General features: G+C 66.1%; 16 protein-coding genes. 13 read left to right on the plus strand and 3 right to left on the minus strand.

Features of this window, described 5'->3' with window-relative positions:
* Both KA712_02995 and serB read left to right on the plus strand, forming a co-directional pair.
* Nucleotides 1-1173, plus strand: coding sequence for a TRAM domain-containing protein (locus KA712_02995; GenBank protein ID MCG5051903.1), 1173 nt, complete (start codon nt 1-3; stop codon nt 1171-1173).
* A gap of 52 nt (nt 1174-1225) precedes the next feature.
* On the plus strand, nt 1226-2416 hold the full coding sequence (gene serB, locus KA712_03000; GenBank protein MCG5051904.1) for a phosphoserine phosphatase SerB: 1191 nt from the start codon (nt 1226-1228) through the stop codon (nt 2414-2416).
* A gap of 23 nt (nt 2417-2439) precedes the next feature.
* Here serB and nadB read toward each other — a convergent pair whose 3' ends face one another.
* On the minus strand, nt 2440-4152 hold the full coding sequence (gene nadB, locus KA712_03005; GenBank protein ID MCG5051905.1) for an L-aspartate oxidase: 1713 nt from the start codon (nt 4150-4152) through the stop codon (nt 2440-2442).
* 40 nt (nt 4153-4192) lie between these two features.
* Between nadB and KA712_03010 the strand changes: the two genes are divergently transcribed.
* The 4 genes from KA712_03010 to KA712_03025 are packed head-to-tail and all read left to right on the plus strand — an operon-like array spanning nt 4193 to nt 8364.
* Nucleotides 4193-5095 (plus strand): lytic transglycosylase domain-containing protein, encoded by a 903-nt coding sequence (locus KA712_03010; GenBank protein ID MCG5051906.1) that lies wholly within the window; start codon nt 4193-4195, stop codon nt 5093-5095.
* A complete protein-coding gene (locus tag KA712_03015; GenBank protein MCG5051907.1) occupies nt 5092-6537 on the plus strand; it encodes an AIM24 family protein in 1446 nt (481 codons plus the stop codon). Before KA712_03010 ends, KA712_03015 begins: the two co-directional genes overlap by 4 nt.
* A complete protein-coding gene (pgsA, locus tag KA712_03020) occupies nt 6491-7054 on the plus strand; it encodes a CDP-diacylglycerol--glycerol-3-phosphate 3-phosphatidyltransferase (protein ID MCG5051908.1) in 564 nt (187 codons plus the stop codon). The genes KA712_03015 and pgsA overlap by 47 nt, the downstream gene beginning before the upstream one ends.
* Nucleotides 7051-8364 carry an anthranilate synthase component I family protein gene (locus KA712_03025; protein ID MCG5051909.1) on the plus strand — a complete coding sequence of 438 codons (1314 nt, stop codon included), beginning with the start codon at nt 7051-7053 and terminating at the stop codon, nt 8362-8364. Before pgsA ends, KA712_03025 begins: the two co-directional genes overlap by 4 nt.
* Nucleotides 8365-8373: 9 nt before the next feature.
* On the opposite strand, the gene KA712_03030 is transcribed toward KA712_03025, so the two are convergent.
* Together KA712_03030 and lspA are read right to left on the minus strand one after the other, a co-directional pair.
* The gene (locus KA712_03030) at nt 8374-9342 is read right to left on the minus strand and encodes a prolipoprotein diacylglyceryl transferase (GenBank protein MCG5051910.1); all 969 of its coding nucleotides are present in this window, start codon (nt 9340-9342) and stop codon (nt 8374-8376) included.
* Nucleotides 9343-9366: 24 nt separating this feature from the next.
* Complete coding sequence (gene lspA, locus KA712_03035) at nt 9367-9888, minus strand: signal peptidase II (protein MCG5051911.1); 522 nt, start codon at nt 9886-9888, stop codon at nt 9367-9369.
* Nucleotides 9889-10165: 277 nt separating this feature from the next.
* Between lspA and KA712_03040 the strand changes: the two genes are divergently transcribed.
* The 7 genes from KA712_03040 to panC all read left to right on the plus strand — a co-directional run bounded on the left by KA712_03040 (nt 10166) and on the right by panC (nt 18092).
* Nucleotides 10166-10924 carry a DUF882 domain-containing protein gene (locus tag KA712_03040; protein MCG5051912.1) on the plus strand — a complete coding sequence of 253 codons (759 nt, stop codon included), beginning with the start codon at nt 10166-10168 and terminating at the stop codon, nt 10922-10924.
* A gap of 143 nt (nt 10925-11067) precedes the next feature.
* Nucleotides 11068-13476, plus strand: a complete 2409-nt coding sequence (gene parC, locus KA712_03045) for a DNA topoisomerase IV subunit A (protein MCG5051913.1) — start codon at nt 11068-11070, stop codon at nt 13474-13476.
* On the plus strand, nt 13476-15377 hold the full coding sequence (locus KA712_03050; GenBank protein ID MCG5051914.1) for a type IIA DNA topoisomerase subunit B: 1902 nt from the start codon (nt 13476-13478) through the stop codon (nt 15375-15377). Before parC ends, KA712_03050 begins: the two co-directional genes overlap by 1 nt.
* A 67-nt stretch (nt 15378-15444) precedes the next feature.
* Nucleotides 15445-15711, plus strand: a complete 267-nt coding sequence (locus KA712_03055; GenBank protein MCG5051915.1) for a hypothetical protein — start codon at nt 15445-15447, stop codon at nt 15709-15711.
* A 53-nt stretch (nt 15712-15764) separates the two neighbouring features.
* Nucleotides 15765-16403: a deoxynucleoside kinase gene (locus tag KA712_03060; protein MCG5051916.1), complete on the plus strand. Its 639-nt coding sequence runs from the start codon at nt 15765-15767 to the stop codon at nt 16401-16403.
* Between the two features lies 1 nt (nt 16404).
* Nucleotides 16405-17247 (plus strand): 3-methyl-2-oxobutanoate hydroxymethyltransferase, encoded by an 843-nt coding sequence (panB, locus tag KA712_03065; GenBank protein ID MCG5051917.1) that lies wholly within the window; start codon nt 16405-16407, stop codon nt 17245-17247.
* Nucleotides 17244-18092, plus strand: coding sequence for a pantoate--beta-alanine ligase (gene panC, locus KA712_03070; GenBank protein ID MCG5051918.1), 849 nt, complete (start codon nt 17244-17246; stop codon nt 18090-18092). The genes panB and panC overlap by 4 nt, the downstream gene beginning before the upstream one ends.
* Nucleotides 18093-18244 lie beyond the last annotated feature (152 nt).

Genomic DNA, 18244 nt, shown 5'->3' on the forward strand with positions numbered 1-18244 from the left:
GTGGGTTCTGCCCGCAGGACAGGCGACGAGGTCATCCGCGTCGCCGTCGAGTCCTTGGCTCCCGGAGGCGATGCCTTCGGGCGCCAGGTGGGGGGCGCTGCGGCGGGACGGGCCACTTTCGTGGCCTTTGCGGCGCCCGGTGAAGTGGTGAAGGCGCGGCTCGTGCGGGAAAAACGCGATGTGGCCTTCGCGGAGCTGCTCGAGGTGGAAACGCCCGCCGCAGGGCGCGTGACGCCCCGGTGTGCACTCTTCGGCCGCTGCGGGGGGTGCCAGTGGCAGCACGTGGACCTCGCCGTGCAGCAGGCTGCCAAAGAAGCCATCGTGAAGCGGGCGTTGCGCAGCGAGGCCGTGCGCTTCTTCGCGGGCTCTTTGGCATTCGGGTACCGAGATCGGGCCAAGTTCGTTGCGGTCGAGCGCGAGCGCACGGTGCTGGGTTTCAAGCGGCGCCAGTCTCACGAGGTCATCGACGTGCCCGCCTGTCCCCTCTTGTCACCCGTGGCTGCCCGGGGGCTGGCCTGGCTCAGGCAGCATCCGCCACCTCCCGGCGACGCTTACCTTCAGGCGGGCTGTGACGGCTTCGTGGGTGTCAAAACCGCGGACGAGACTCTGCGTGAGAGGGAAGGGGTGACCGAGCCCGTGCAGCACCTGGATGTGGCCGCCCCTGCAGAGCCTCCCCTGCGGATCGCGATCGGAGGGTTTGCTCAAGTGGGGGCGTTGGCCAACCAAGTGCTGGTCGAGCGGGTGCTGGCGTCGCTCCAGGCTCCGGGCGGCCCTGTGCTCGAGCTTTACGCCGGGGCCGGGAACTTCACCCGTTTTCTCGTGCGGCGGGGATACGAGGTGGAATCCAGCGACGCCGACCTTGTGGCGCTGTCGCTCGGCCGGCAGAACGTGCCCGAGGCGAAGTGGGTCAGCCCCGACCAGGTCTCCCCGCAGGTGCACTTCGACCAGGTGCTCGTGGATCCCCCCCGGACGGGTCTCGACCCGCAGGGGTTCGAGCTGGCCTGTCGTGCCCAGCGGCGGCTGGTTTACGTGTCGTGTGACCCCCAGACCCTGGGCCGTGACGCGCGCCGTCTCGCCGAAGCCGGGCTTCATTTGGTCGACGCCGACGCCATCGACTTGATGCCCCAGACCTTTCACGTCGAGGTGGTGGCCCGCTTCGATCGTTTGCGCTGACCGCGCTCGCGCGGCAGGCCCCGCCGGCGAGTGTTTCGGCTACACTGCGCGCGTGTCCGACGCAGCTCAAATTTTGGTGACCGTCACCGGCCCCGATCGCCCCGGTGTCACGTCAACACTCATGGGGATCCTGGCCGATCGAGGTGCCGGGCTCGACGACATCGAGCAAGTGGTGGTGCAAGGCCAACTCACCCTCTGCCTGCTCATCTCGGTGCCGCCCTCGAGCGACGTGCTCAAAGAGATGCTGTTCGCAGCCAAGCAGCTCGACATGGAGCTCGACTTCAAGCCCGTGGATCCCACCGAGGCGGCGGCTGCTGCTGCAGACACCGGCCGGCGGTACGTGATCACCGCCATCGGCCGCTCGCTCGGGCCGCCCTCGCTGCACGCCTTGGCATCGACTTTGGCCGGTGAAGGCGCGAACATCGAGAAGATCTCGCGGCTCTCGGAAGGCGCGATCACCTCGCTCGAGATTCACGCAAAGCTGCCTGCCGATCGGGATCACGAAAATCTCAAGCGCGTGCTGCTCGCAGTGGCCACCCGCTCGGCCTTCGATGTGTCGCTGCAGCGCGAGAGCCTCTACCGCCGCTCGAAGCGGCTGGTCGTGATGGACATGGATTCCACCCTCATCCAGATCGAAGTGATCGACGAGCTGGCCCGGCGGTACGACGTGGGCGAACGGGTGGCGCGCATCACCGAGCAAGCCATGCGCGGCGAGATGGACTACGACGAATCGCTACGCCAGCGGGTCAGCCTGCTGGCAGGGATGGACGCGCGCATCCTCGAGCAGATCTGCGCCGAGCTGCCGCTCACCGAAGGCGCCGAGATCTTGGTGCGGGTGCTCAAGCGGCTTGGTTACCGGATCGCCGTTTTGTCCGGTGGCTTTTCACAGGCTGCGGAGGCGCTCAAGCGGCGGCTGGGGCTGGACTATGCGTTCTCGAATCAACTCGAGATCGCTGACGGTCGCCTCACGGGGCGGGTGACGGGGCCCATCGTCAATGCGCAGCGGAAGGCCGAGTTGCTCGAGCTCATCGCCCAGCTCGAGGGGGTGTTGCTGGACCAGACCATCGCCGTGGGCGACGGAGCCAACGACGCCCTGATGCTCGAGAAGGCAGGACTTGGCATCGCGTTTCACGCCAAGCCCACCCTACGCGAGCGCGCGGACACGGCGATCTCCGCAGGCGGTCTCGACTCGGTGCTTTATCTTCTCGGCTTGAGCGCCCGGGAGATCAAAGAGATCAGCTAGCGCTCAGGGCCACGATCCGTCGTTCAGCTCATGGGCCCGTCACCCCGGGCCAGGACCGTGTCTCGCACGAAGCGTTCGTCTTTTTCCGGGTGATCGATGTTGTAGTGCAAGCCGCGGCTCTCGGGCCGGCGGCGGGCACACGCGACGATGAGATCGGCGACCAGGGCCAGGTTGCGTAGCTCGAGAAAGTCGCTGGTCACGATGAAGTTCCAGTAGTACTGCCGCAGCTCGCTGCGGATGAGATCCAGCCGCCGCGCGGCGCGCTCGAGGCGTGAGTCGGAGCGGACGATGCCCACGTAGTTCCACATGAGCCGTCGGATCTCGTCCCAGCTGTGGCTCACCACCACCGCCTCGTCGGGTGAGCGCGCTTCGCCGGCGTACCAGGGCGCGGGGCGGGCTGGCGCGGGGGTTTCGAGCGTGGCCACATCCCGGGCGGCCCGGGCGGCGAACACGAGGGCTTCGAGGAGCGAGTTCGAGGCCAGCCGGCAGGCGCCGTGTAGGCCCGTCATCGCCACCTCGCCGATCGCGTAAAGGTTCTTGACGCTCGTGCGGCCATGGCTGTCCACCACCACCCCGCCGCAGCTGTAGTGAGCGGCCGGCACCACGGGGATCGGCACCTGCCGCATGTCGATGCCCAGCTCGAGACAGCGCTTGAAGATGTTGGGGAAGCGCTGCTCGAGAAACTCGGGCGGCAGGTGGGTCATGTCGAGGAACACGGAGTCGTTGCCCGAGCGCTTGAGCTCGGCGTCGATCGCGCGGGCCACCACGTCGCGGGGGGCAAGGTCCTTCATGTCGTGGTAGCGCGCCATGAACGCCGTGCCGTCCGCCGTGCGCAAAATGCCGCCCTCACCGCGCAAGGCCTCGCTGATGAGAAAGGACTTTGCGCTCGGGTGGTAAAGGCAGGTGGGGTGAAACTGGAAGAACTCCATGTTGCCCACCTTGGCGCCGACCCGGTAGGCGATGGCCACGCCGTCGCCGGTGGCCACGTCGGGGTTGGTGGTGTAGAGGTACGCTTTGCCCGCGCCGCCCGTGGCCAACACCACGGCTTTGGCGGCGATGGTCTTCACCTCGCCGCTGCTTTGGTCGTACACGTATGCACCGAACACCGCGTTCGGACCGCCGTACTTCGCGGTGGTCAGTAGGTCGACGGCCATGTGGTCGGACAGCATCGTGATGCGGTCTGCGCGCTCGAGAATGCGTTCCATGAGCGCGGTCTGGATGGCCGCGCCGGTCATGTCGCGGGCGTGCACGATCCGCCGGGCGCTGTGGCCTCCCTCGCGCCCGAGGTCAAAGCCCCCGTCCTGGCCGCGGTCGAAGGGTACACCCACCTCGTCGGCCAGGTTCAAGATGTGTTCGGGGCCCTCGGCCACACACATCTCCACGATGTCCCTGTGGCATAGCCCCTCGCCCACGGTGAGCGTGTCGGCCACGTGCATGGCGGGGGTGTCGTCGGCGCCCAGCACTCCGGCCACGCCGCCCTGGGCGTAGCGGGTGTTGGCCTCGGTCGGGCTGCGCTTCGTCACCACCACCACCCGCCCGTGCCGTGAGGCTTGCAGAGCGAAATAAAGGCCGGCGAGCCCGGACCCCAAAACCAGATAGTCGGTTTCCACGGAGACCCACAATCTAGCTTGAATTTCACCCCGTGGGAGAGGCGGCCGCCGCGCGTCCTGGTTTGTAGGAGGCGGAAAGCGGCGCCAGGCCGATTCGTGGTGGCCGCCAGGCAACGCTGCTAGCATGGTGTCCGGAAGCCCGGCTGCGGCTTCTGCCTTATCCTCGATGCCTCAGGTCCGACCGCACTGGCCGCTTTTTGCGGCGCTGGTTCTTTCATCGCTTTTGGCGCTGTCCCTCGGGGACGAAGCCAGGGGCCAGGCGGGGGTGTGGACCCGCGAGAACCAGGACGGCACCGTCGAGTTCACGAACGTGCCGCGGGCAGGCTCTGGCTGGCGCGAGAGGCCGGCGCCCGCGGGCCGCGCGGAGACCGCCGCTCCCCCCCCCGCCGCAGTGAGGACGGCCTCGAAGGGGGCGGGCGCGTTTTGGTTTCGCGAGCGTGCCGATGGCGTGGTGGAGTTCACGAACCTGCACCCCGTGGGGGGCCGCTGGAAGGTGCTGTTCAAGACGGGGCCTGGCAAGGCGGCTTCCGTGCGGGGCACCACCGATCGTATACCCGCTCAGGATCGCTCCCCCGAACGCTACGGCCGCTACGACGAACACATTCGGGATCAACGTACGCTTTACGGTATCCCCCCCGCTTTGGCCCGCGCCGTGATCAAGACCGAAAGTGATTTTGATCCGCACGTGGTGTCCAGCGTGGGGGCCATGGGGCTCATGCAGCTCATGCCGGGCACGGCCCGAGACATGGGGGTGTCCGATCCCTTCGACCCGCGGCAGAACATCATGGGCGGCTGCCGCTACCTGCAGATCCTGGCGCGCCGTTACTGCCGTACGAAGGGAGCTGGTGGCGCCGAGGTTGCTTTTCACTGTTCACCCGAGGAAAACGTCAAGGTGATCTCCGCTTATCACGCGGGGCCGGGGGCCGTGGACAAGTACGGAGGCATGCCGCCTTACCAAACGACGCGTACCTACGTTGCCACCGTGCTCTCGCGCTTCGAGCAGTTCCTCCAAAAAGAAGCACCCGAAGACGAAGTGGCGCTTGGCGCGCGTTGGGAAGGCTCGCCGTGAGCGAGGGGCACGATCCCCTGGCCCACGCGCCCCGCCTTGCTGCGGAGCCCGCCGAAGATGCTTTGTTTCTCGAGCACCTGGCGCAGGTCGCCGCCCTCGTGAAGGCCGAGCACCTGCCCGAGGCCGAGCTGGAAGCGCTCCGCGCCTTGAACGTCAAGCCCACGGATGCCCGGGGCCTCGAGGTGTTGGCGCTCGTTCGCTTCAAGCAGGGCCGCTATGCCGAGGCCCGCGAGGTGTACGAGGTGCTGGCTCGCGTGAACCCCGACGACGCGGGCGTCCGCATGGCGCTGGGGTTGATCGCGCTCAAGATGGATTGGGCCGAAGCGGCGGTCGCAGAGCTGGAGGTCGCTGCCCGGCTGCCAGGGGCTCCTGCGAAGGTCTGGACCTATCTGGGGTACGCCTACGCGCGTCTCGGCAGAAACGCCCTGGCAGCCGAGGCCTTGCGCAAGGCGGGTGACGACGAGCTGGCTCGCGAGGTCGAGGCCGTTCGCCTCGAGGAGCCGCCCGACGCAGGGGCGCACCCCCCGGCGAAGGTCCCCTCCTGGCAAAGTCCTGCCCGTGCGTCCGCCGCCCAGGGCGGGGGGCAGAGCGGTTTTTTCAGCCCCGAGCCCTACGAGGCTGGTGCGGATGCGAGCCAGCCGGTGACGGCGCCTCTCGAGGTGGAGGGCTTTGCAGCGGCCGAGGACGAGCCGCCCACCGGAACCGGGGAGCGTGCGGGAACGTCGCTCACGAACTTCGTGCTCGGGCGTCTGCTCGACGTGCCACCTACAGATGAATTCACGGCGCCTTTCGGCTCTCTCGTGGGCGAGGTCCTGCGCTTTGCCGTCGAGGGGGACGCGCACGTACGGGCCGCCGCATTGTTGGCGGCCACCGGTGCGCTGGGGGTGCAGACAGCACGGCGACGATCGCGGGGGCGCGTGCTCGAGGAGCCCCTGGCCGACGGCGCCTTTTGGCACTGCGAAGGCAAGGGAGAGCTCTGGTTGGCGCCCATGGGACCCTCGACCCGCTTGTTGGCGCTCACGCTCGAGCAGGACATCCTGTACGTGCGCCAGGCGCACGTGGTGGCTTTCGACCAAGACGTCGCCTGGGAGGTGGGCCGCCTGCCGGGGGACGATCTGGCCCTCCTTCAGCTCCGCGGCAACGGCCGCGCCGTGTTGGACGTGGGGGAAGAAAGGTTCCGCGCGTTCAAGCTCCCCGCCGACCGCTCTTTGTGGGTCGAACGCGCCCGCCTGCTCGGCTGGGTCGGGCGGGTCGTGGCGCACGCCGTCGAAATTCCAGGGCCCACGGGTCGAGCAGAGGGCAGATTGGTCGCCTGCGAGGGAGAAGGAGTGCTATTGGTCAGTACGCATGGGCTCCTTGACCAGCCAACTGACGAACGCGCCCAACCTCGTGACCATGGGGCGCGTAGCCCTGATCCCGGCGGTGCTGCTGTTCATCGATAACTTCAGCCCTCTGCGCAGCTTCATCGCCGCCATCTTGTACCTGCTCGCCGCAGCGGGCGACGGACTCGATGGCTACCTCGCCCGCAGCCGTGGCCAGGTGAGCGTGCTCGGCAAGTTCCTGGACCCTCTGGCGGACAAGCTCATGGTGACCGCCACGCTGGTGTACCTCGTGGCCATGGGGCGGATGCCCGCGTGGGTGGTGGTGTTGCTCATCGCGCGGGACATCGCCATCACAGGCCTGCGCAGCATCGCTTCGGCCGAAGGGCTCGTCATCGCGGCGAGTGAGGGCGGCAAGGTCAAAACCGCTCTTCAGTTTGCCGGCACCGTCATGCTGATGATCCACTTCCGCTACCCCATGCTGGGGCTCGATCTCAAGCCGATCGACTTTCACCAGGCGGGGCTCGTGATCATGTACCTCTCCCTCGCGATGTCGTTGCTGTCGGCCGCGGAATACGTCCGGTTCTTCTTCAAGGCCGTGGGTGCGCAGCCGGACAAAGCGGCGCCGCCGGCGTCGTGATCGCGGCACCGTCCCCTGCGCTCAGCCTGGATGAAGCGGTTCGGCGGTTGGCCTCCGTTGGCCCTTCGGTGTGGGCCCGATCGCCCCAGCCTGGCTCCGGGCGGGTCATCAACTTCCTGGGCGCTCAACCGACGGCGATCGAAACCGGCGAGGATCTGGCGCGCCTGACCGAGGCCTGGTCGCGAGCCCGCGCGGCGTGGGGCGACGGGGCGGTGGCCGGTGTGCCCGTCGCGTTTGGCTACCTGTCCTACGATCTTGGCGCGCGGCTGGTGAAGGGGCGCTACGCTCCTCAGGAGCCCAGCGGGTGGCCCGGATTTTCGTTTCGGTTCTTCGATGCTGTCTTGGCTCTGCCCGATGACGGTCCGGGCACCCTCTTCGCGGTCGACGCGGCCGCGGCAGATCGCTTGCTGGCTGCGCTTGCCACGCCTGCCGGGATGGTGCCTGCATCTTTGCGGGGGCCCTTGCGGGGACGATGGCCGGAGGCGTCGCATCTCGCAGGGATCGCGCGCGTGAAGGCTTATTTGGCCGCAGGAGACACGTATCAGGTCAATCTGGCCCGCGAGCTGGAAGCCCCCCTGGCGGAAGCCGGCACCACGACGGGCCTCGCTCTGGCCCTCGCGCTCTTCGAGCAAGCACCGGCACCCTTTGCGTTTTGGTGGTCGCCCGACGAGCAGGGGCGCGGGCTCGTGGGCAATTCGCCCGAGCGCTTCCTGCACGTGTCGCCGCAAGGGACCGTGATGACGTGTCCCATCAAGGGGACCCGCCGCCGCACGGCCGGCCTCGCGGCCAGTGCCGATCCGGCGGCGCGCGAGCTCACCCGCTCGGAGAAGGACCGGGCCGAGCACGACATGATCGTGGACCTCGAGCGCAACGACCTGGGGCGCGTTTGCCAGACCGGGAGCGTGAGGGTGGTGCAGCACGCAGAGCTGCTTCACTTGCCCACCGTGCATCACCTGGTGTCCACCGTGGAAGGGCAGCTGCGGGCGCCCGCGGCCGAGAGTTTCGAGGACTTGTTGGGGGCGACCTTCCCCGGCGGGTCGATTACGGGCGCGCCCAAGCGGCGAGCCATGGAGATCATCAGCGAACTCGAACCGCGCGCCCGGGGGCCTTACACCGGCGCCACGGGATGGCTGGGCGCCGCGGGCGATCTGGATCTGGCCATCGCCATCCGGACGGCCCTGGTCGAGCAGGACGTGCTGAGACTGTGGGTGGGGGGAGGCATCGTCATGGACTCCGAGCCCGCCGCCGAGCTGGCCGAGACGGCCATCAAGGCGCAAGCCTTTGCAAGCCTCTGGCAACCGTCCGCCTGAAGCGTCACATCACGTGAGGGCAGATGCCGAGGCCTTGGCTCCCGGCTTCTTCACGAGCAGATAGATCCCCACAGCGATGAGCGGCAGCGAGATGAGCTGCGACGTGGAGACGGTGCCACCGGCGAACACCCCCCGGTCGTCATCACGCCAGATCTCCACGAGGGATCGAAACACGCCCTTGAGGATGAGCAGCCACGCGAACACCTCACCATCGAAGCGCTTGCGGCGTCTGACCACGAAGTAGAGCGCGAAGAAAGTGAGCAGGTTCAGGGCGGCCTGATAAAGCTGGGTGGGATGCACAGGCAAGGGATTTTCGTAAGGTCCGATGAGTCCCAGGCCGCGCTGATGATCGAAGACCGCAGATCCAAAAGGAAAGTGCACTCCAAACCGTCCGTCGGTGACCTTGCCGAAGCAGCAGCCGTTCAAAAAACAGCCTGTCCGCGTGAGCGCGAGGCCGAAGGCAATCCAGGGGGACGTGAGATCCGCCACCTTGCCCATGCCCATGCGGTGTTTGTGGGCGTACCAAAGCCCAAACGTGGCCGCGAACAAGAACCCTCCGTAAAACGCGAGCCCTCCCCGCCACACCTTGAGGGCTGCCAGGCAGTCCTGCGGGGGGTGACAGGTGCGGGTGGCCTGGTGGCATACGTAGTCGTAGCCGCATTCGGCGCTCGTGTGGCACAGGGCTACCTTGGCATCGAGGGCCTTGACCTGCGTGGGGTCCAGGCACAGGTTCACGTAGTCCATCAGGTGCCCGTCTGCCAGGACGTGCAGAGCGCGCGCGCCCACGATCGCCCACACCACGATCCACAGATTCATGTCGGTGATGCGGTCTTTATCGAGGCCCAGGCGGGGGGCCTCGCGCGCCGTCATCCATAACCCCAGCAGAAAGCTGAGGGTGAGCATCGTGAAGTAGGACGGAAAGTTGAGCGGCCCGAGCAGGGGCAGGTCGATGTGAAAATCGTAGAGGATGGGACGCATGCAAGGGGTCCCGCGCGAAGCCGCTCAAGCAGACGCGTCGGACGAGGCGCCTTCGGACACGTGGCGCTTGGGTGCGCGGATCATGTCGAGGATCATGAGGCCCACGCCCACGACCAGCGCGGCGTCGGCGATGTTGAAGGCCGGCCACTCGAAGCTTTGGTAACGCCAGACGATGAAGTCGGTGACCCGGCCGTACGCGATGCGGTCGATGAGGTTGCCGATGGCGCCCCCGCCGATGAGCCCGAGTGCGGCGTGCAGGCGATAGTGGCGGTCGTCCGCCCGCCGGAGGTACACGACCACCATCGCGAGCGCGAAGGCGGCCACGAGGGTCAAGATGACGCGACCGCCCTGCAAGTCCTGGAACATCCCGAACGCCACGCCGGGGTTCTCCGAATAACGCAGGTCGAAGAAACCCTCGACCACCACCTTCTTCTCCCCAAAGCGCAGGGGGCGCAGGTGTGTACGGGCCAGCGCCTTGGTCCACTGGTCGAGCAGAATGGTGACGAGACCCAGGGCGGAGAACAAAAGGTACTTGGGTTTGCTCACGGGGATGTCCTAGCAGCTGCCGGTCGGGAGGTGGTCCGAGAAGGGCCATAGACTAGCGGCACGACGGCCTTCGGGCCACGCGCTTCACAGGGGAGGGCACCCGGGCGACGGGCAGACTTACGCGATGCGTTGTCATGGCCAGCGGCCCCTGGTGTTTCTGGGTAGTGTCCAGTCGCACATCAGCGGCGGTGTGCGACTGTTTCCTGTCTGTAATATTGGTCGCCCCTGCAACAAGCGAATTGACTTTGGTGGTGAAACTGTCGAAGCCTTATAGGCCATGCGGTTGCTGTTGATTCCGCTCGCGGTGGTGCTGGGGCTTCCCCTGGCAACCGACGTGCAAGCCGCCCCCGACTCTCACGAGGCCGGGGGAGAAAGCTTAGACGACTCGGGCGCCCCCACGGGCACCGACAAGCGCGCCCGCAAGGCACGCGGGAGCCGCAGCAAAAGCCGGGGAAAAAGCCGTCGTCACCGCCACGGAAAAGCCGAAGGCTTTGCGGTATCCGACGCGAAGCTCCGGCCTATGCCCCCGCCGCCCCCCTCGGGGAACCTCCACCTCGTCAACATCGCGAGGCACGAGGAGCTGAAGGTCAACATTTACAACGAGGACGGCTCGTACAACGTCGAGTCTCTCAAGGCCATCACGCACCTGTTCCGGTGCAAGCGGACCGACGTCGAGAGGGACATCGAGCCCCGCTTGCTGACGGTTCTGTCTCACGTCTACGACCACTACGAGGCGCCCATCGAGCTTTTGTCGGGGTTTCGCAACCAGCGAAAGACCACGAGCTACCACTACAAGGCCTCTGCCTCCGACGTCCGGGTGCCGGGCGTGCCCCCCAAAAAGCTCCGGGCCTACGTCGAGTCGCTGGATGCGGGCGGCATGGGCATCGGGCTTTATCCCCGCTCCGAGTTCGTGCACGTCGACGTGCGGCCTCCGCCCTCGTACCGTTGGGTGGATTACAGCCGATCCGACCCGGATTCTCCCGACAAGCGTCCTCCCCGCGGCTGGCGCAAGAAGAGCCGCAAGCTGCGCAGCTAGCCTTGGGCGCAGGCGGGAAGGTGGCCAGGGGCCCGGTGTCTCGCCGGGCCCTTCGTTTATCCGCGCCACGCCCTCTGGCCACTTCCCCTTTTCTTGACCGGGTTTCGGGTCTCTCGTAGGGTCCGCCAGGGATTTCCCGGTTCATGGCCAACAAGCAGCTCGACCTCGACGAAGACGAATCCAAGGAATCCGCGAAAGCCGGGGGCGGGAAACAAGGGAAAGGGGGGGGCCGGGGCGGCAGCGGCCGCGGCGGTGCCGATGGCCAGGGCGGCGGCGGCGAGCCTCCGCAGGACACGTCTCTTGCCGACGAGGCGCGGCGGCGTTACCTGAACTACGCGATCAGCGTGATCACGTCGCGCGCCCTGCCCGACGTACGCGACGGTCTCAAGCCGGTGCAGCGGCGGATCCTGTACGCGATGTTCAACAACCTGCACCTTTACCCCGACGCGCGGTTTCGCAAATGCGCCGCCATCGTGGGTGAGGTGTTGGGCAAGTACCATCCGCATGGCGATACGGCGGCCTACGACGCGCTGGTGCGCATGGCCCAGGATTTTTCGCTCCGCTATACGCTGGTCGAGGGCCACGGCAACTTCGGCTCGATCGACGGCGACGCGCCGGCGGCGATGCGTTACACCGAAGCGCGCCTTGCCGCGCTGGCCATGGAGATGCTCGAGGAGCTGCGTCAGGGCACAGTGGACTTTCGTCCCAACTACGACGGATCTCTCGAAGAGCCGATCGTGCTGCCGGCCCGTCTACCTCAGCTGCTCGCGAACGGCTGCACGGGCATCGCGGTGGGCATGGCCACCAACATCCCCCCCCACAACCTGGGCGAGCTCTGCGCCGCCGCCATCGCGCTGGCCGACAACCGCAACCTCGAAACCAAGGACCTGCTCAAGCACATCAAGGGGCCTGACTTTCCCACGGGTGGCCTCGTGACGAACGCGCGCTCCGAGTTGCGGGAGATCTACGAGAGTGGCCAGGGCCCCATCCGCATTCGGGGCGAATGGGAGCTCGAAGAGCAGAAGGGAGGGAAGTCACAGCTGGTGATCACGTCGATCCCTTACAACGTGACGAAGTCCACGTTGGTCGAGAAGATCGCCGAGATCATCATCAACAAAAAGCTGCCCATGCTGGTCGACGTGCGTGACGAGTCGACCTCGGACGTGCGTGTGGTGCTCGAGGTAAAACCGGGGGCGGATCCGGCGTTGGTCATGGCCTACCTGTACAAAAACACTCCCATGGAACTCGCCTTTCACGTCAACATGACGTGCCTCGTGCCCACGCAGAACCGCGAGATCTGCGGCCCGATGAGGCTCAACCTCAAGAGCATCCTGGAAGAATTCTTGGTCTACCGCGAGGAGGTGGTGACCAAGCGTTTCGAGTACGAGCTCAAGGCGCTCGAGAAACGCATTCACCTTCTCGAAGGCTTTCGGATCGTTTTCGACCTGCTCGATGAGGCGATTCAGATCATCCGAAAGTCGGAGGGCAAGACCGACGCGGCTGCGAAGCTGATGAACCGCTTTCCGCTCGACGCCGATCAGACCGAAGCCATCCTGGAGCTGAAGCTCTACAAGCTCGCGAAGCTCGAAATCAAGCTGATCGTCGAGGAGCTGCGCGAGAAGCAAGAACGAGCGAAGGAGATCCGCGCCATTCTTCGCGACAAAAAGCGGCTGTGGCGGGTGATCAGGGAAGAGCTCGAGGCGATCGCCAAGAAGTATGGCGAGAAGCGACGTACGCGTGTGGGCGGCGCCGGCGCCGAAGAGCTGGAGTTCTCGGCCGACGCCTTCATCGTCGATGAGGATGTGACCGTGGTGCTCACGCGCGACGGTTGGCTCAAGCGGGTACGTGAGCTCAAAGATCCGTCGCAGACGCGGGTGCGCGACGGCGACGCGGTCTTGGCCGTGGTCAGAGCCTCGACGAAGGAGCCGCTGGGCATCTTCACCAACGCGGGCAGCTGCTACGTGATGCGCGTGAACGACGTGCCCGCGTCGACGGGCTACGGGGAGCCCATCCAGAAGCTGTTCAACTTCCGCGACGGTGAGCGCGTGGTGGGGGCCCTCAACCTGTCCGAAAAATCGATCAAGATGGGCACCCTGGCGTTGGCCATGAGCAAGGGCGGCTTCGGGCTGCGCTTCAGCCTGGACACCCACCGCGAGCTGTCCACCCGTTCGGGGCGCCGCTTTGCGAAGCTTGCTGACGGTGACGAGATCGTGGGCGTGATGACCGTGGCGAAGAAGGACGTGCTGGCGGTGGTCACGCGCGACTCTCGCACCTTGCTGTGCGCGGCCGACGAGGTCACCGAGCTCGCGGGCCCCGGCCGTGGGGTGACGGTGATCAAGCTCGAAGACGATGACCAGGTCGTGGGCTTCGGCCTGGGCGCGCAGGACGCCGACACCATCGTTCGCGCCGAGACGGACGGCGGCAAGATTCACAAAGTGGGTCCGGGCCACGACGAGGTGGTCAGTCGCGGCAGCAAGGGTCGGGCGATTGGGAAGCGCACCAAGATCGCGCGTGTGCTCTCGGCCGATGGTGACGACGTTCTGGTGAACTGATGGCAAAATCCTATACAGCCGACGACATCCAAGTCCTCGAAGGCCTCGAGCCCGTCCGCAAGCGGCCGGGTATGTACATCGGCGGCACGGACAACAAAGGTTTCCACCATTTGCTCTGGGAGGTGGTGGACAACAGCGTCGACGAGGCCATCAATGGGCATGCCAACCAGATCGTGGTGACGCTTCACAAGGACCTAAAGTCGATCACCGTTTCGGACAACGGTCGCGGCATTCCCGTCGAGATCAAGAAGCCCTACAACAAATCGGCACTCGAGTTGGTGCTGACCACGCTGCATGCGGGCGGCAAGTTCTCGTCGGGTCAGTACAAGTACTCGGGTGGCCTCCACGGCGTGGGGTCGTCCGTGGTGAACGCGCTTTCGAAGGACCTGGTAGCCACCATCAAGCGAGACGGCTTCGAGTGGCAGCAGACCTACGAACAGGGCAAGCCCACCTCGAAACTGACGAAGACCGGCACCACCCGCGGCACGGGCACCACGATCTTCTTTCGGCCCGATGCGGTGATCTTCGGCGATCAGTCGTTTAGCTCCGACACCATTCGGTTCCGCCTCGACGCCAAGACTTACCTTCACAAGGGCCTCAAGATCGTCTTCAAAGACGAGGCGGCGGGCACCACCGAGACGTTCGAGCACGAGGGGGGAATCGCCGACTTTTTGGCGAAGGTGGTCAAGGACCGGGCCAAGTCACCCACGGCGCCTCAGGTGTTCTATCTGCAAAAAGACGAGCCGCTTGGCATCGAGGTGGCGCTGCAGTGGACGGAGGCCCCCGAGGAAACGATTCGCTCCTACGTCAATGGCGTGCCAACCACCCAGGGCGGCAGCCACGAGCAAGGCTTGCGTGCGGCCATCGTGAAGGCTGTGCGGACCTTCATGGAGCGCGCCAACCTCACGCCCAAAGGCGTGAACGTCACCGCTGAAGACATCCGCGAAGGCATCGTGGCGGTGCTGTCTATCTACATCCAGGAGCCTCAGTTTCAGGGGCAAACCAAGGAACGCCTGGGCACCCCCGAGGCCCAGGGGCTCGTGGACTCGGCCGTGCGTCCGGCCCTCGAGACGTTTCTTCTCGAGAACCGAAGCTCCGGCGCCTCGATCATCGAGCGCATCGCCTTGGCCGCCAAGGCGCGCGAAGCGTCCCGCGCGGCGTCGCAGGCGGTGTCGCGCAAGACGGCGATCTCACACCGGCTGAATCTGCCGGGCAAGCTGGCCGACTGTCAGTCGACGAACCCGGCCGAGAGCGAGCTCTTCATCGTCGAAGGTGACTCCGCAGGGGGCTCTGCCAAACAAGGGCGAGAGCGAAAGTACCAGGCCATCTTGCCTCTGCGAGGCAAAGTGCTGAATGCGGAACAAGCATCCCTTCAGAAGGTCCTGTCCAACAAGGAGCTGCAGGACGTGATCAGCGCCCTCGGCTGCGGCGTGGGCAAGGACTTCAACGTCGAACGGCTCCGTTACCACAAGATCGTGTTCTTGATGGACGCTGATTCCGACGGGAACCACATCTCCACGTTGCTACTTACGTTCTTCTACCGTCACTTGCGGCCGCTCATGGAGCAGGGCTTCGTGTACCTGGCCCAGCCCCCGCTTTTTCGGGTGGACCACGGCAAAAACACCTACTGGGCTCTCGATGAGGCGGATCGCGACCGGATCGTGAAGAAGCTTCCCGCCAACGCGCGCCCCGAGATCATGCGCTTCAAAGGGTTGGGCGAAATGCAGCCCGAGGAGCTAAAGCGCACCACGTTGGACGTCAACTCGCGCCGCCTCCTGCGTGTCAACATCGCCGATGTGGAGGAAACGGATCGTGTGCTCACGGATCTAATGGGCAAGGACGTGGAGGCCCGCTTTCGCTTCATCATGGAGCGCGCGGAACAAGCCGAGATCGACCTTTAGACGAAGACCGGGCCTCTGCCGGTTTCGCCTGAGTTGCGGGGCACCACCGCCGGGGCGGCAGGATCGGATGAGGTTCTGGACGCGGGCCGCATCCACGCCCGCACGCGGGCGCAGCGCCTCGGCTGCTGGTCGTGGCCAGGACCTGGATGGACTGACCCTGGCGCTCCGTGTGGCCCGGGGACAAGCCCCGCTCGGGCCGGGGTGGGCGCGCGTGGCCGCGTGCTTCGCCACCGCCCTGTCAGCGGCGCTCAGCCTTCCCCCAACTCCTCCCGGAGAGGCTCCCCCGGGCGACACCTTGGCGCTGCTGGTCGAGGTTCTGTTGACGAGCCCGTAACGGGACGCGCGGGTTTCTCGTGCGAGCGCCTCATTCGGTTGTAGAACCGAGGGGTGAGGCCCAAAGCCCGCTACATCGCCGTGGAAGGTCCCATCGGGGCCGGCAAGTCGACGCTCTGCCGGCTCTTGGCTGAGGCCTACCGCGCACGGATGATCTGCGAGGATCCGGATGGCAACCCCTTTTTGGGGCCGTTCTACCGGGATCCGAAGCGGCATGCGCTTTCGGCACAGTTGTTCTTCCTGCTCCAGCGTTACTCGCAGCAGCAAGACCTGCTACAGGGCGACTTGTTTGCCCAGGGGGGTGTCGTGTCCGACTACCTCTTCGCCAAAGACCGGCTGTTCGCATCCTTGACGCTGTCGACCGACGAGCTGGCGCTTTACGATCGCATCTACGAGACACTGCACCCGCGCGTGTTGAGGCCCGATCTGGTGGTCTATCTGCAGGCCCGCACGGAGGTGCTGATGGAGCGCATTCACCGACGCGGGCGTTCGGCTGAGAGGCCGATTCACGCCGAGTACGTTCGGGACGTGGGGGAGGCCTACGCACGGTTTTTTTTCGACTACAATGAGGCCCCCCTGCTCATCGTGAACACCTCCGACATCGATTTCGTTGCGAATGAAGACGACCGCAAGGCGATCATCGAGGTGGTGGCCCACACGCGCGCGGGGGTGAACCACTGGAGCCGTAGCTGACATGTCGACCACCACGGCCACGAGCCACAACGAACAGAAGATTACCGCCGCCTCCGTGCGTGCGCGCAAAGGCGCTCCCGCCGCCGCCGGGGGCAAGCTTGCCGCCCTGACCGCGTACGATGTGGTGTTCGCACGACTGGCCGATGCATCCGGCGTGGACATCGTCCTCGTGGGGGATTCGTTGGGGATGATGGTACAGGGCCATGCGAACACCTTGCCGGTCACGCTCGACGAGGTCGTGTACCACACGAAGGCGGTCGTGCGCGGCGTCCGTCATGCGCATGTCGTGGCGGACCTGCCGTTCATGAGCTACCAGGCGAGCGTGGAAGACGGAATGCGGGCCGCCGGTCGTCTGCTTCAGGAGGGCGGGGCCGAAGCGGTCAAGATCGAGGGAGGGGCGGAGGTTGTGCCTCTGGTTGCACGCTTGTCTTCCTTCGGCATCCCCGTCATGGGGCACGTGGGCATGACGCCTCAGTGGGTGCATCAGTACGGCGGTTTCCGCGTGCAGGGGCGAGCCCAGGAGGCTCACGACCGCATCCTCGAAGGCGCGCGCGCGCTGGCGGATGCCGGCGCTTACGCCATGGTGGTGGAGAGCGTGCCCGAGAGCCTGGGCGCCGAGATCACCTCGGCCCTGTCCATCCCCACCATCGGCATCGGCGCGGGCGCCGCCTGCGACGGCCAGATCCTGGTCATGCACGACGTGCTCGGCTTGGATCCGGACTGGAAACCACGCTTTGCTCGCCGCTATGCCCAGCTTGGCCAAGCGGCCCGCGCCGCGTTCTCTGCCTATGTGGCCGACGTGCGAGAGGGGAGCTTTCCCGCCGCCGAGGAGACGTTCAAATGAACACGCCGCTCGTCATCGACGATCCGAAAGCCATGACGGCGTGGGCGTATGCGGTTCGGGCGCGCGGGGCGCGCATCGGCTTCGTCCCCACGATGGGCTTTTTGCACGAGGGCCATCAGGCGTTGCTGAAAGAGGGCCGGCGGCGCTCGGACGAACTCGTGATGTCTTTGTTCGTGAACCCCACCCAGTTCGGCCCCACCGAAGATCTGGAGCGCTACCCCCGGGATTGGGACGGGGATTTGGCCAAGGCAGGTGCCGAGGGCACGAGCGTGGTGTTCGCGCCTTCACCGCAAGCCATGTACCCGCATGGGTATCAAACCACCGTTGACGTCGAGGTCGTCTCGCAGGGGCTGTGCGGTGATCGCCGCCCTGGACATTTCCGGGGCGTCGCGACCGTGGTGACCAAGCTCTTTCAGATCGTGCGGCCGGACGTGGCCGTCTTCGGGGAAAAGGACTACCAGCAGCTCGCAGTGATTCGCCGCCTCGTGACCGACTTGAACCTGGGCATCGAGATCGTGGGTCTGGCCACCGTGCGAGAGGCCGACGGCTTGGCGATGTCGTCGCGCAATACCTATCTGTCGCCCGCGGAGCGCCAGCGTGCCCTGTCCCTGTCAAAGGGACTGTCCGCCGCCGTGGCCCTGTGGGGCCGGGGCGAGCGCTCTGCCGCCGCACTACGGGCCGCCGCCTACGCAGAGCTGTCGGGCCAGGTGGACAGGCTCGAGTACCTCGAGATCCGGGATGCCGAGACCCTTGTACCCGTCGAGACCGCCAAGGCGCCAGCCGTGATCCTGGTGGCCGCCGGCATTGGCCGTACCCGGCTCATCGACAACATGCGCTTGCCCTGAGCCTCACGTCTTTCGCAGGGGCGCGTGGCAGGGTGTGCGGGTGTGAGCTTTGCTGCGCCCCGGCGAACGTCCCGGAGCTGGGCTTCCGGGAGCGCCTTCGTTTTTGCGCGAGAATCGATCGCTCGCCCGAAGCCGACGGCAGGGCTTGTGGC

Source organism: Myxococcales bacterium (assembly GCA_022184915.1).
In the GTDB taxonomy this organism is placed as follows: Bacteria; Myxococcota_A; Polyangia; order Fen-1088; family Fen-1088; genus JAGTJU01.